The following is a 13,410-nucleotide window of genomic DNA, read 5'->3' on the forward strand; positions in this document are numbered from 1 at the left end:
GAAGCAAATGAGTGAAATCGTTGCAAGTTATTTATTACATGATGAAAAAGGAAACTTTGAAAAAAAAGCAGAAGGCATTGCTCTAGGCTTAACGGTAGGTTCTTGGACAAACCTACCTCAGCTTGAGCAGGAGCAGCTTAGAAAGCATAAAGGACGCGTAGTTGAAATTACCCCACTTGAAGATTGCGATCGCGTAAACAACTATTTAGAGCAAACGACAAAGCAAGCGATTGTGAAAATTGGCTATCCTCTTGCTAATTATACAAATGATTTGCCTGCTATTTTAGTTACTGTTTTCGGAAAACTATCATTAGATGGAAAAGTTAAATTATTAGACTTGGAGTTTTCTAGAGAAGCATTATCTGCTTTTCCTGGCCCACGCTTCGGAATTGAAGGCATTCGAGAGAAGTTAAAAGTGTACGATCGTCCTCTTGTTATGAGCATTTTTAAAGGTGTAATTGGGCGTGATATAGATTATTTAACCGAGCAGCTTCGTGCACAAGCGCTTGGAGGTGTGGATCTTGTAAAGGATGATGAAATTCTATTTGACAATGAACTGACACCGTTCGAACAGCGAATTACAGAAGGAAAAAAAGTGCTTGATGAAGTATATAAAGAAACGGGTCATCGTACGCTATATGCTGTAAATTTGACGGGGCGTACATTTGATTTAAAAGAGAAAGCTAGAAAAGCAGCTCAGTTAGGAGCTGATGCTCTATTATTTAACGTGTTTGCATATGGACTGGATGTACTCCAAGCTCTTCGGGAAGATGATGAAATTAATTTGCCAATCATGGCTCACCCAGCAGTAAGCGGTGCATTAACACCATCTGAATTCCATGGATTCTCAAATTCTCTTTTACTAGGAAAACTACTTCGTCTGGTTGGAGCAGATTTTTCATTATTCCCATCACCGTATGGCAGCGTTGCTATGCCTTTTGAAGATACAGCTGGAATTACGTACGAGGTAACTAGACCTCTATATACGTATAAGCAAACATTCCCGGTTCCATCAGCAGGTATTCATCCAGGAATGGTACCTCAGCTTATCTCGGATTTTGGTGTAGACAGCATTATTAATGCAGGTGGAGGCGTACACGGTCATCCGGATGGAGCAATCGGTGGAGGAAAAGCATTTCGTGCAGCAGTCGACGCTGCGCTTGCTGGTCAGACTTTAGAAGAAACAAATGATGAAGCGCTGCAAAAAGCACTTGATTTATGGGGAACAGTGAAAGTAAAGGGGTGATTGAGATGAAGATTTTCTGTGACTTTGACGGTACAATCACAAACAGCGATAACATCATTGCCATTATGAAACAATTTGCTCCCAGCGAATGGGAGACCATTAAAGACGATGTGTTAGCTGAGCGCGTATCAGTTCAAGAAGGAGTAGGGAAGATGTTTTCATTACTACCTACTTCTTTACAAGAAGAGATTGTGTCATACATTTTATCAAGTTCTGAGATTCGATCAGGGTTTGAAGAGTTTGTTCGTTATACAAAAGAGAAGCAGATTCCGCTTTATATTGTCAGTGGAGGAATTGATTTTTTTGTTGAGCCAATGTTAGAAGGGAAAGTAGAACAAGAAAAGCTTTACTGCAACGGCTCAGATTTTTCAGGGCAAACAATTCAAATTACGTGGCCTCATACATGTGATGAACATTGCCAAAATGGCTGTGGCTGCTGCAAGCCGTCAATTATACGAAGCTTGGCAACAGACGAAGATTTTATCATTGTAATTGGAGATTCCATTACAGATTTACAGGCAGCAAAAATGGCTGATTGTGTATTGGCACGTGATTTTCTACTTCATAAATGCAAAGAGTTAAATTTACCGCATCGTCCGTTTGAAACATTTCACGATGTCATTGAGCATATTAACGAATTATCGGAGGTGGAAGTATGAGTATTTTAGCACAGCAGCGCTTGCAAGAAATTGGAGATGTAAAAGAGGAACTTGCAGAACGAGATTGGTTTTTTGGAACGAGTGGGAACTTATCAATTAAGGTCAGTGACGAGCCAACAACTTTCTTCGTATCAGCGAGTGGAAAAGATAAGCGAAAGCGTACAAGTGAAGACTTTTTACTTGTAGACAGCCGTGGAAACGCAGCGGAAGAAACGCATCTAAAACCTTCCGCTGAGACGCTTTTACATGTTAAAGTTTATAACCATACAAACGCTGGATGTAGCCTGCATGTACACACAATTGATAACAACGTTATTTCTGAACTATATGGTGACGAAGGGAAAGTAACGTTCAAGGGACAGGAAATTATTAAAGCACTTGGTATTTGGGAAGAAGATGCAGAGATTACTGTTCCGATTATTCCGAATTATGCAGACATTCCGACGTTAGCTGAAGTCTTTGCTGAATATGTAACGGCTGATCAAGGAGCTGTTTTAATTCGCAACCACGGTATTACCGTATGGGGAAAAAATGCATTTGAAGCGAAAAAAGCGCTAGAAGCATACGAGTTTTTATTTAGTTATCACGTGAAAATTCTTTCACTAAAGAAATATAACCAACCAACACTTACTTAAGGGGGAGTTACATATGGCAAACATTCGTTTACATGAAACAGACGCACGTATTGAAAATCAAGAAGAGGTAGCAAGCTTTTTAGCTAGCAATGAAGTCATTTATGAAAATTGGGATATTACAAAGCTACCTGAAAACTTACGTGAAAAATTTAGTTTAACAGACGAAGAAAAAGAAGAAATCTTAGCTTCGTTTGATGCAGAGATTAAGGATATTTCTTCAAGACGAGGCTATCAAGCACAAGATGTGATTTCGCTGTCGGATACCACGCCTAACTTAGAAGAGCTATTAAAGAACTTCCAGCGTGAACACCATCACACAGACGATGAAGTTCGTTTTATTGTTAGTGGACATGGCATTTTCGTTATCCAAGGAAAAGACGGTTCATTCTTTGATGTTGAATTAGAGCCAGGGGACTTAATTTCTGTTCCGGAGAACGTGCGCCATTACTTTACATTAATGGAAGATCGCAAAGTAGTAGCAGTTCGTATTTTTGTTACAACAGAAGGCTGGGTGCCAATCTACGAATAAATTGAAGTTGTAGACAAGGAAAAATAGCAGGATGTGTGCGTAGGTAACGCAAAAGATGCCGCTTCTCTTCTTGATGAAGCGGCATTTTCTTAAGCAATAAAAAGCTTTAAGTGAGCGCTGGCTCTTCATTGCGCTAGGAATAATTCTTACTATTTTTATGAGATTAGTAAGGGATGGAGGAAGAAGATGAAACGTGCAAAGAAATGGTATAGTCCATTTATTTTCTTACTATTTGTTCTGTTCATCATGGTTGGATGTACGAACGAACAGCCTGATATAAACGCGACAAGTAAGCCACAAGTCAAAGAACAAAAAAGCACAGAGGCAAATTTTACAGCTAAAAATGTGAGTAAAGATACAAAAGTCGCGCTTATTGCGGAGTTTACAACGGGCACACACGCAGCTCAGTATATTAGCGGTGCGACAGCAGCTGCTAAAGAACAAGGTATTCAGCTTACGGTTTCAGATGCCAACAATGATCAGTCAAAGATGGCAGCTTATTTAGATACAGCAATCAATCAAAATGTGGACGGGATTATTATTAAGCACGGGCGCTCTGAAACGCTAGAACCTGGTGTAAAGCGTGCGGTTGCAAAAGGAATTCCTGTTGTTGCATTTGATGTTGAGCTAGATGTCGATGGTGTGACAACCATCGACCAAGATGACTACATGTTGGCACTTCAAGGCTTAAAGCAAATGATGCAGGATATTAATGGCGAAGGAAAGATTGTGTACATTTTCGTTGGTGGTTTTGCACCAATGGAAAAGCGAAATACCATTTATGAAGCTATGCTAGAACGCTATCCCGACGTAAAAGAAGTTGCGCGATTTGGAAATGCTACATCAAATACATCGCTAGATACGCAAACAAAAATGGCGGCTATCTTGAAAAAGTATCCAAATAAAGGTGATATTACAGCCGTGTGGGCACCATGGGACGAATTCGCCAAAGGAGCTACGCGTGCAATTAAAGAAGCAGGCCGAGATGAAATTAAAGTTTATGGCGTTGATTTATCGGATGAAGACTTACAAATGATGCAAGAGGAAAATAGCCCATGGAAAGCATCAGCAGCGGTAAATCCAGCAGCCATTGGTACAAAGCAAGTGGAGTTTGTGCTGCAAAGAATTTCTGGCCAAGACGTACCGAGGTATTACTCGTTTAACCCAACGCTTATTACTCAGGATGATTTACCTGATGCGCCTATTAACATGGACCAAGTGGGTGAATTTGTAGAAGCTTGGAATCAAAAAGAGTAGAGGAGAAGACAGATGACGATTGAACAATTAGAAATGAAGCATATCGCAAAGTCATTTGAATCATTTCAAGCGCTTCAAGATGTAGGTTTTACCGTGAAAAAAGGCGAAATCCATGCTTTATTAGGAGCAAACGGTGCAGGGAAAAGTACGTTAATGAAAATATTATCTGGAGCATACTCCGAATATAGTGGGAACATTTACAAAAATGGTCAATCTGTTACGCTTCGTTCTCCGAAAGATGCGAAAAATTTAGGGATTGCCATTGTTCATCAAGAAGTCGATGTCGCACTTGTCCCCTCCCTAACGGTGGCGGAGAATATTGCGCTGGACCGTCAAACAAGTAAAGGTAGCCCTGCAATCGTTAAGTGGAAGCAGCATGCGACTGAAGCGAAAAGTGCTCTTGCTACGCTGGGTTCAACGTTAAACGTTAAAAAAAATGTATCGGAATTAACGCTAGCAGAAAAGCAGCAAGTATTACTTGCTCGTGCCATCTTACAAGATGCAGAATATATTATCTTGGATGAACCAACAGCACCGCTAAGTCAACATGAAACAAAGCGCTTGTTTGAAGTTGTGGATAACTTAAAGCAAAAAGGGGTGGGCATTATTTATATTTCCCATCGTCTTCAAGAAGTTAGTGATTTGTGCGACAAGTACACCGTGCTAAAAGATGGAAAGCATATTGTGACAAAAGCAATTGGACAATCAACAATTCAAGAAATGATTACATTTATGCTAGGAAAACAAATAGCACAAGAGTCGGTACGTGAAGAAGTAGCAGTTGGAGATGAACTGCTTCGTGTAGAACAATTGTCTCTACCAAGTGTACTACAAGGTATTTCGTTTCATGTTAAAGAAGGAGAAGTTGTTGGTATTGCAGGGCTTGTCGGTGCAGGGAAAACAGAATTATGTCGCAGCTTATTTGGTCTGGAAAACAAAACAACCGGACATTTATCAATGCGCAACCATCCACTTTTAGTAAATCGCTCTCCGCGCTACTATATTAAAAATAAGCTTTCTCTCATACCAGAAGAAAGACGAAAAGAAGGTATTTTAGTAAATGAACCCATTATGCTTAACTTGTCACTTCCTAGCTTAAAAAATTTTACGAAGTGGACGTTTGTACAAAAGCGAAAACAAAGAGAAGCCACTCAGACTGTAGCCACGAATATTGGAGTTAAAGCCGCGTCTGTTATGCAAGAAGTAAAAACGCTAAGCGGTGGTAATCAGCAAAAAGTAGCCATTGGTAAATGGCTTTTAAAAGAGACTGACGTGTATATATTTGATGAGCCCACAAAAGGCATTGATATCGGATCCAAACAAGAAATTTTCTCCATAATGAATGAATTAACCAAACAACAAAAAGGCATTTTATACGCAACTTGTGAATTTGATGAATTACTCAACATAGCTGATCGAATCTACGTTATGTATAACGGGACAATTGTAAAAGAACTATCGAAAGCCGAAGCAACGTATGAACAATTATTTTATTACGCGTCTGGAGGAACGGTATGAGTGCAGAGTTAGTGAATGAACAAGTAAAAACAAAAAAACAAACAGGACAGTGGATGGAGTTTGTCACAAAATACGGTACAGTAGTAGCTATTTTACTAGTCACCATCTTTTTTTCAATTGCTTCACCCAATTTCTTAACTCCAGGAAACATCAGCGATATTTTACGCTCAATTTCAATTGTCACGCTTATCGCATTAGGTGTGACAATTTCATTGACTGTCAATGGCCTTGATTTATCGGTTGGCTCGACGGCTGGTTTAGCAACTATTCTATCAGCATCTATGCTTGTCTTGCATCGGCAAGAGTTGCTAGTAGCATTGTTAATTCCAATTTTAGCTTCCCTACTTGTGGGGCTTGTGAATGCATTTTTTGTGGTGAAAGTTAAAATTCCTGATATTTTAGCCACGCTGTCAATGATGTTTATTGTACAGGGAATCTTGTTAACCTATACGAAAGGATCGGCTATTTATACGAATATGCCTTTAGAAGGTGGGGAGCGTGCACCTGGAATCTTTATTTTTTCCTTTTTAGCACTAGGACAAGGGCATGTTCTGGGAGTTCCTGTGCCAGTGATTATTATGCTCCTAGCTGTCCTCGTTGTCCATATTTTCTTTACATATACAAAATATGGACGATTCTTTTATGTAACGGGTGGAAATATGGAAGCAGCAAGGCTTTCAGGAATTCCAGTCAATCGCTACCGTATGTATGCTTATGTGTTATCGAGCTTACTAGCAGGGATTGGGGGAGTTGTTTTAGCAGCAAGAATTGGGGTGGGAGAAGTGAATGCAGGGGCTCCTTTTCTAATGGATGCTGTTGCTGCAGCATATATCGGTTTCTCCGTATTTGGGGCAGGTAAACCGAATATTATTGGCACGCTGCTTGGGTCTATTTTAATTGGCGTCCTCTTAAATGGTTTAACGATGTTAAATGTTCCGTACTATACACAAGACATTATTAAAGGGACGGTTCTTGCAGCTGCTTTAGCTCTTACATACTACCGTTCAAAGAAATAATTACGCAAGATTGCACGAGGTGACTTTGTCATCTTCGTGCAATTTTTTTGTTTAAAATCGGGCAAAGTAAGGGAAATATGCAAATAAAAAGGGGGCTATAAAATGAAGCGAATTGTTGTGATTGGAGGCGTAGCGGCTGGTATGAGTGCAGCATCTCAGCTACGTCGCTTAGACAAAGAAGCCGAAATTATTGTATTTGAAAAAGGCCGGGATGTTTCATATAGTGCATGCGGTATGCCGTATTATTTATCAGGTGTTGTGAAAAAGCAAGAAAGTCTTATCGCTCGAACAGTTGATGAGTTTAAAGAGCGTGACATCACGGTTCATCTTCAACATGAAGTAAAAGAAGTGAATCACATAAAGAAATATGTTGTTGTACATAATCATCAAACAAATGAGTCACAAGAAGTGTCGTACGATGAGCTCATTATTGCAACGGGAGCTTCAGCAGTAAGGCCACCCTTTATGGTTGATGCTCAAAATATATTTTCATTAAAGACGTTAGAAGACAGTACGAATATTCATCGTTATTTAAAAGAGGAAAATGTACAAAAAGTTGTGATTATCGGCGGTGGATATATTGGAATGGAACTAGTAGAAACCATGCATTTATTAGGAAAGCAAGTGTCTGTTATTGAGCGTGGAGATCATATACTGTCCATGTTTGACAAAGAAATCGCTACACCAATACAAGACGAGCTAAAAAAGGATATTGCTTTTCATGTGAATGAAGAAGTGGAAGAGTTAATTGCAGATTATGAAAAGATAACGGCGGTTCGTACCAATAAAAATACGCATGAAGTAGACCTTGTTATTGTAAATGTGGGAGTGAAACCAAATACATCTTTCTTAGAGAGAAATGGCATTCGAATGCTAGAAAATGGTGCAATTCTCATTAATGACAAAATGGAAACCAACGTTCCGCACCTATATGCAGCGGGTGATTGTGCAAGCAGCTATCATCTTGTGTTGAAAAAACCGGTTCATTTTTCACTTGGTACAATTGCTAATAAGCAAGGACGAATTTTAGGCGCAAACCTAGGAGGAGAAAATAAACGGTTCCCAGGTGTCATTGGTACAAGCATCTTAAAAGTTATGGATTTAGAAGTTGCTAAAACTGGAATTACTGAAAAAGAGGCAAAAGCAGAAAACCTTCAATATAAAGCAGTTACGGTAGACGCTTATAATCACACACCGTACTATCCAGATGCAACAAAAATGTTAATTAAACTCGTTTACGAAAAAGACACACATATTATACTAGGAGCACAAATTATGGGTGATTCAGAAGCAGCTAAGCGAATTGATGTGTTTGCAACAGCCATCACAGCAGGATTAACAACTGAGCAGCTAACCTTGCTGGATCTTAGCTATGCTCCACCTTTTGCTACCGTTTGGGATGCGGTTCAAATTGCTTCTCAAAAAGCCACATAATGACAAACCGACGTGGATCTATCACGTCGGTTTATCATTTAAAGGAGACATTGCAAAATTTGTAGATGCGCTGTCATATCTGCATGTTTTGTCGAAGAGGAATTTTTTTCTAAAAACAAAAGCTTGGAAAATCAACATTGGTAACGCTTTCTTTTTTAGTGTAAAAAAAACTTTATAAGAAAAATGTCTATTATTGCGACTCTATTTACATATTTAGTAGAATTTGTAATAATGCGTTATAGGCTAATTTTCTTTTAATAGGAGAGGATCTTGTGTTTGGTTTAAAAAAGCAAAGTAAATCAGAAGCGTTATTTATACAAATTGTGAGGAAAAGACAAAAAATGGTGGAGATTGGTGAAAAAACAGGTTTATCAAGTGAAGAAACCATTACCTGTAGCCAAGAGTTAGATCAACTTTTGACGCTTTACCAAAAACAACTGTTGCGTGAGGAAGAAGATCGGACAAGCATTACAGAAACAATCGGTCGCTTTTTATCTTTTTCAAAATCGTAAAAAAGGGCAGCAAAGATGTGCTCTAATCTGCCCTGTATCTACTAGTACCTTAAAAGAAGTTAATAAGAAAAACCATAAATAGCAGGCCGATGATGAAAGAATATGTTGCAAATCGTTCATTTCCATCTCCATGGCTTTCCGGTATTAGCTCTTTGTAAATGATAAACAGCATTGCTCCAGCTGCGAATGCTAATCCGTACGACACAAGAGACTCGACAAAATTAGTGAGATAAAAACCAAGTAGCGACGTAATAATTTCTACAGATCCTGTTAATGTTGCAATTAAAAATGCTTTCAACTTACTGATATTTTGCTGTACTAAAAACAGAGCAACCAATAACCCTTCCGGCGCATTTTGTAATCCGATGGCTAAAGCAATCAGGTTTCCAGTGTTTTCTGTATCCGATGCATAGCTTACACCAACTGATAGTCCTTCCGGCAAGTTATGTAGCGTGATTGCTGCAATAATCAATAAAGCTTTTTCGTCAAACTGAATCCCTGTTTTAGAATGCTCTAAATCAATATGAGGTATGTTTTGTTCTAAAATTGTAAGCGTCATGACCCCGAGTAAAAGCCCAATTGCTAACGAATAAAAGTTCCCGCTTGCAAGGGATTCAGGAATTAAGCTCATTGTTGAAGCAGCCATCATAATGCCGGCTGTAAACGCCAGCAGCACATCTTTCCAGCGATGCGTTACTGCCTGATTCATAAATAAAATCGGCACAGCACCAAGCCCTGTGGATAGTGCAGAAAGAATACTGCCTATAAGTACATCTGTCATAACAATCTCCTTTTTCTTCTATCGTTCCACGTAATTACTACACTCATTATAATCTTCTTTATCTTTTCGTGAAAGTAGAACTTCTCTTATATGTTCATATGAAAAAAGCTTGAAGGCCATCGCTTCAAGCTTTTTTGATTGCAGTTATTTCGAAAAGTAAAGGGAATGCACTTGTTTTGCAATCTCTTCAATTTTGTTTGACACTTGAGGAATTCCATAACCAACAAACAGCGGAGAGGTTGCAAAGCGAGGGATAACTTTACATGCGCTTCGCCCATCATCCAGCTGATAAAAGAACAGGTTGTAGCTCGTACAGCTACGGTGGAAATGATTAAGCAAATAATGAGTAGCAGCTTGAACATAATCGGCTACTTCTTTATTATGTTTTTGAATATTCGATGTTACGATATTAAATTCAAAAAATCCCATGCGTGGCTTTATAGATAAGTTAAACTCAATATCTTTGTTTTGTTGAATTGAAATGCCTTCAAAATGCGCATTTGTAATATTTGAGCTTGTATCAAATGTTTTCAACCCGATAATTTGCATATGCGGATGGCGAAGAGAACCACCTGACATGGGCCCATGATTTTTAAAGAATAAAACGGACTCATATTTTTTGCTCTGGATCATCTGTAGCCAGCGAGTCGTCACAAATGAAAACAGTTTATACAAATGCTCTTTTGGATATTCTGATAGTTCTGATTGACATTGATCTGTTTCGATAATGACAGTTTGATAAGCATCTTGGAGAACGGGATACTTGTTTTCTAACCATATAATTGAATCTTCTCTTTCAATAATGCCGGTTAGAGAGTCCACATCACAGAATGGACAAGGATTTTGACGATTTACAATGGTTTCTGGTTTTTGTGAACCAATTGCTGAATTAAAAAATAAATGAGATGGTTTCATAAGCTTCACCTTTTTAATCTAATTATATCTATTGTAGTAGAACAATTAGCAGAAATCTACTGTTTAGCTTGCTTCGTTGACTTTTTAACCAAATTTTAGTATTATCTTGATATCGAGATAAATTAAAAAAGGAACTGATAAAAATGGATTCAACAGTAAATCGAGAAGAATTAGATCAATCTTTAAAATTATTCATTGTTCTATCAAGAGCGAATCGTTCCGTTATGGAGCATGTTCATAAGTTTATTCAACAACATGGTATGAACCCAACTGAATTCGCTGTATTAGAGCTTTTATATCATAAAGGAAAACAGCCTCTTCAACAAATTGGTGGCAAAATCTTATTGGCAAGCGGTAGCATCACGTATGTTATTGACAAGCTAGAGAAAAAGAGCTTTTTAGAGCGTGTAGCTTGTCCAAACGATCGTCGCGTAACGTATGCGCAAATTACGGAATCAGGAAAAGAAATGATTGAAAGCATGTTTCCTGACCATGAAATGCGTATTCATAGCCTTTTATCGGTGCTCACAAGTGAAGAGCAAGAAGTAGCCATTTCGCTATTAAAGAAAATTGGACACTATGCAGATGAGTATACACCGTCTGAATAAAGCAAAAAAAGCATCGATTTGATGCTTTTTTTGTATGGGGAAACAGTCATTGATGATTGATTAGAGGAGATTAAGCAATCATCACGAAGTACATAAATGAGCTTATAAAAAGAGAGGGGAAAAAGAAGTGACATTTGATCAATATACATACGAAAGACCAGATTTAAATCAGCTGAAAAAAGAGTTTAAACAAAGTATTACTATTTTAAAAGAAGCTAAAAATATTGAAAAGCAGTACGAAGCTATCGAAGAACTAAACGAGTTGCGAACAGATTATAGTACGATGAGCAACTTGTGTTATATTCGCCACTCTATTGATACAAACAATGAGTTTTATCAAAGAGAGCAGGATTATTTTGATGAAATTAGTCCTCTGTATGAAGAGCTTATGCATGAATACTATGAAGCACTTGTTTCATCAAGTTTTCGTGAAGAGTTAGAAGTTGCACTAGGAACGCAGTTATTTGCGTTAGCTGAAAGCCATTTAAAGACATTCCATCCATCTATTATTGAAGATTTACAGAAAGAAAATAAGCTTTCTTCTCAGTATACGAAGCTTATAGCCTCCGCTAAAATTATGTTTGACGGCGAAGAGCGCACTCTTGCCCAGCTGGAGCCTTTCATGCAGTCACCAAACAGGGAAATACGAAAAAATGCTGCTGCTTCACGCTTTCAATTTTTTAAAGATCATGAAGGTGAATTAGATCGTATTTACGATGAGCTAGTTCAGGTACGAACAAAAATGGCAAAGAAACTGGGATATAAGAATTTTGTAGAGCTTGGATATGCACGTATGACTCGTACAGATTATAATGCAGAGATGGTTCAAGCGTTTCGAGAGCAAGTCTTAACAGAGATTGTGCCATTAGCAGAAGAACTTAGAAAGAGACAAGCGAATCGCATTGGTGTTGACGAATTACTTTATTACGATGAGTCGTTTGAGTTTCAAACAGGCAATGCAATCCCAAAAGGAGATGCAAACTGGATTATTGAGAAAGGTAAAGAGATGTATAGTGAGCTTTCAGCAGAAACAGATGAGTTCTTTGGTTTTATGATGGATAATAACCTTATGGATTTAGTTGCCAAGAAAGGTAAAGCAGGTGGGGGCTACTGTACGTTTTTAGAACGTTATAAAGCGCCGTTTATTTTTTCGAATTTTAACGGCACGTCAGGTGATATTGATGTATTAACTCACGAAGCAGGGCATGCTTTTCAAGTATATCAAAGCAGAAATATTGGAGTAATGGAATATTACTGGCCAACTTATGAATCAGCAGAAATTCATTCTATGAGCATGGAGTATTTTACGTGGCCATGGATGGAAGGTTTCTTTAAAGAAGACACACCAAAGTATAAGTTCACGCATTTAAGCTCAGGGCTGCTTTTTTTACCTTACGGTGTAGCAGTTGACGAGTTTCAACATATTGTTTATGAAAATCCAACGCTTACGCCAGAAGAGCGAAAAAACGAGTGGAGAAAGTTAGAACATAAATACATGCCTTCTAAAAATTATGATGGCGAAACATACCTTGAAAACGGTGGATTCTGGCAAAAGCAATCTCATATTTACAACGATCCATTTTATTATATTGATTACACGCTGGCCCAAATTTGTGCATTTCAATTTTGGAAAAAAGACAATGAAAATCATGAACAAGCATGGAGAGACTATTTGCATTTATGTAAGCTTGGTGGAAGCAAGTCGTTTACCTCGCTTGTGAAAGAAGCCAATTTACTTTCGCCTTTTGAAGACGGCTGCGTAAAGTCGGTTATTGGTGATATTAAAGCCTATTTAAATAGTATAGATGATCAATCATTGTAAGGGAAGCGAGCTGAACAGGCTCGCTTTTGTTACTTTGTAAAGGAAATGAATGAGAAATATAAAGAAATGAGCATAGTGTAAAGAGTTTGTTAGAAGACTGTAAAAACGCTCTTTTTTCCTTTTTTTTGAACTATAATCATCTCAGGAGCCATGTTGAAGCACGTACATAGTGGCTCAATTGATTTGAAAGGGGACAGGTACGATGAGTAAAAGTTTCTTAGTCAAATTATTTGGAGCATTTGCAGCAATTACGCTTATGACAGCATGTAGTGCAGAAGAGGGAGAAGACACAACAGATCAAGAGCAAACGGAAGATGCGGAAGAAACAACTGGAGAACCAGCAGAAACACCGGTTGAGGAAGAAGCTGTAGAAGAAGGTACAGAAGAGCAAGGTGCAACAGAAGAGGCAGAGGAACCAGCTGAGGAAGATGAAACAGAAGAATCAACAGACGATCAAGAGGATAATCAATAAAATAGA

At 38.3% G+C, this 13,410-nt stretch carries 14 protein-coding genes; 12 read left to right on the forward strand and 2 right to left on the reverse strand.

Annotated features, from left to right (window positions below):
* The first annotated feature begins 7 nt into the window (after window positions 1-7).
* The 9 genes from mtnW to NIZ91_06420 all read left to right on the forward strand — a co-directional run bounded on the left by mtnW (window position 8) and on the right by NIZ91_06420 (window position 8,806).
* Window positions 8-1,246 carry a 2,3-diketo-5-methylthiopentyl-1-phosphate enolase gene (gene mtnW / locus NIZ91_06380; protein USY56274.1) on the forward strand — a complete coding sequence of 413 codons (1,239 nt, stop codon included), beginning with the start codon at window positions 8-10 and terminating at the stop codon, window positions 1,244-1,246.
* The gene (locus NIZ91_06385) at window positions 1,246-1,905 is read left to right on the forward strand and encodes a 2-hydroxy-3-keto-5-methylthiopentenyl-1-phosphate phosphatase (protein ID USY57107.1); all 660 of its coding nucleotides are present in this window, start codon (window positions 1,246-1,248) and stop codon (window positions 1,903-1,905) included. The genes mtnW and NIZ91_06385 overlap by 1 nt, the downstream gene beginning before the upstream one ends.
* On the forward strand, window positions 1,902-2,540 hold the full coding sequence (locus NIZ91_06390; protein USY56275.1) for a methylthioribulose 1-phosphate dehydratase: 639 nt from the start codon (window positions 1,902-1,904) through the stop codon (window positions 2,538-2,540). The genes NIZ91_06385 and NIZ91_06390 overlap by 4 nt, the downstream gene beginning before the upstream one ends.
* 13 nt (window positions 2,541-2,553) lie before the next feature.
* Window positions 2,554-3,069, forward strand: coding sequence for a cupin domain-containing protein (locus tag NIZ91_06395; GenBank protein USY56276.1), 516 nt, complete (start codon window positions 2,554-2,556; stop codon window positions 3,067-3,069).
* Between the two features lie 186 nt (window positions 3,070-3,255).
* Window positions 3,256-4,326: a sugar ABC transporter substrate-binding protein gene (locus NIZ91_06400; protein ID USY56277.1), complete on the forward strand. Its 1,071-nt coding sequence runs from the start codon at window positions 3,256-3,258 to the stop codon at window positions 4,324-4,326.
* A 12-nt stretch (window positions 4,327-4,338) separates the two neighbouring features.
* Entirely contained in the window at window positions 4,339-5,844 is a 1,506-nt protein-coding gene (locus tag NIZ91_06405; GenBank protein ID USY56278.1) for a sugar ABC transporter ATP-binding protein, read from the forward strand.
* Window positions 5,841-6,860 (forward strand): ABC transporter permease, encoded by a 1,020-nt coding sequence (locus NIZ91_06410; protein ID USY56279.1) that lies wholly within the window; start codon window positions 5,841-5,843, stop codon window positions 6,858-6,860. The genes NIZ91_06405 and NIZ91_06410 overlap by 4 nt, the downstream gene beginning before the upstream one ends.
* 102 nt (window positions 6,861-6,962) lie before the next feature.
* Window positions 6,963-8,294: a CoA-disulfide reductase gene (locus NIZ91_06415; GenBank protein ID USY56280.1), complete on the forward strand. Its 1,332-nt coding sequence runs from the start codon at window positions 6,963-6,965 to the stop codon at window positions 8,292-8,294.
* A 272-nt stretch (window positions 8,295-8,566) separates the two neighbouring features.
* Window positions 8,567-8,806, forward strand: a complete 240-nt coding sequence (locus NIZ91_06420) for an aspartyl-phosphate phosphatase Spo0E family protein (protein ID USY56281.1) — start codon at window positions 8,567-8,569, stop codon at window positions 8,804-8,806.
* Window positions 8,807-8,855: 49 nt separating this feature from the next.
* Here NIZ91_06420 and NIZ91_06425 read toward each other — a convergent pair whose 3' ends face one another.
* Together NIZ91_06425 and NIZ91_06430 are read right to left on the reverse strand one after the other, a co-directional pair.
* Entirely contained in the window at window positions 8,856-9,587 is a 732-nt protein-coding gene (locus NIZ91_06425) for a ZIP family metal transporter (GenBank protein USY56282.1), read from the reverse strand.
* 144 nt (window positions 9,588-9,731) lie between these two features.
* Window positions 9,732-10,502: a DUF4931 domain-containing protein gene (locus NIZ91_06430; protein ID USY56283.1), complete on the reverse strand. Its 771-nt coding sequence runs from the start codon at window positions 10,500-10,502 to the stop codon at window positions 9,732-9,734.
* Between the two features lie 143 nt (window positions 10,503-10,645).
* Between NIZ91_06430 and NIZ91_06435 the strand changes: the two genes are divergently transcribed.
* The 3 genes from NIZ91_06435 to NIZ91_06445 all read left to right on the forward strand — a co-directional run bounded on the left by NIZ91_06435 (window position 10,646) and on the right by NIZ91_06445 (window position 13,404).
* Window positions 10,646-11,110 carry a MarR family transcriptional regulator gene (locus NIZ91_06435; GenBank protein ID USY56284.1) on the forward strand — a complete coding sequence of 155 codons (465 nt, stop codon included), beginning with the start codon at window positions 10,646-10,648 and terminating at the stop codon, window positions 11,108-11,110.
* Window positions 11,111-11,237: 127 nt separating this feature from the next.
* Window positions 11,238-12,932: a M3 family oligoendopeptidase gene (locus NIZ91_06440; GenBank protein USY56285.1), complete on the forward strand. Its 1,695-nt coding sequence runs from the start codon at window positions 11,238-11,240 to the stop codon at window positions 12,930-12,932.
* 202 nt (window positions 12,933-13,134) lie between these two features.
* Entirely contained in the window at window positions 13,135-13,404 is a 270-nt protein-coding gene (locus NIZ91_06445; GenBank protein ID USY56286.1) for a hypothetical protein, read from the forward strand.
* Window positions 13,405-13,410: the final 6 nt, after the last annotated feature.

Origin of the sequence: Bacillus sp. 1780r2a1, assembly GCA_024134725.1 — a bacterium.
GTDB classification, from domain to species: domain Bacteria; phylum Bacillota; class Bacilli; order Bacillales; family Bacillaceae_H; genus Priestia; species Priestia aryabhattai_A.

Bases quoted from the DNA above. Each gene is read 5' to 3' on its own strand.
- mtnW (USY56274.1), top strand. From the start codon at position 8: ATGAGTGAAATCGTTGCAAGTTATTTATTACATGATGAAAAAGGAAAC.
- NIZ91_06390 (USY56275.1), top strand. From the start codon at position 1,902: ATGAGTATTTTAGCACAGCAGCGCTTGCAAGAAATTGGAGATGTAAAA.
- NIZ91_06395 (USY56276.1), top strand. From the start codon at position 2,554: ATGGCAAACATTCGTTTACATGAAACAGACGCACGTATTGAAAATCAA.
- NIZ91_06400 (USY56277.1), top strand. From the start codon at position 3,256: ATGAAACGTGCAAAGAAATGGTATAGTCCATTTATTTTCTTACTATTT.
- NIZ91_06405 (USY56278.1), top strand. From the start codon at position 4,339: ATGACGATTGAACAATTAGAAATGAAGCATATCGCAAAGTCATTTGAA.
- NIZ91_06410 (USY56279.1), top strand. From the start codon at position 5,841: ATGAGTGCAGAGTTAGTGAATGAACAAGTAAAAACAAAAAAACAAACA.
- NIZ91_06415 (USY56280.1), top strand. From the start codon at position 6,963: ATGAAGCGAATTGTTGTGATTGGAGGCGTAGCGGCTGGTATGAGTGCA.
- NIZ91_06425 (USY56282.1), bottom strand. From the start codon at position 9,587: ATGACAGATGTACTTATAGGCAGTATTCTTTCTGCACTATCCACAGGG.
- NIZ91_06430 (USY56283.1), bottom strand. From the start codon at position 10,502: ATGAAACCATCTCATTTATTTTTTAATTCAGCAATTGGTTCACAAAAA.
- NIZ91_06435 (USY56284.1), top strand. From the start codon at position 10,646: ATGGATTCAACAGTAAATCGAGAAGAATTAGATCAATCTTTAAAATTA.
- NIZ91_06445 (USY56286.1), top strand. From the start codon at position 13,135: ATGAGTAAAAGTTTCTTAGTCAAATTATTTGGAGCATTTGCAGCAATT.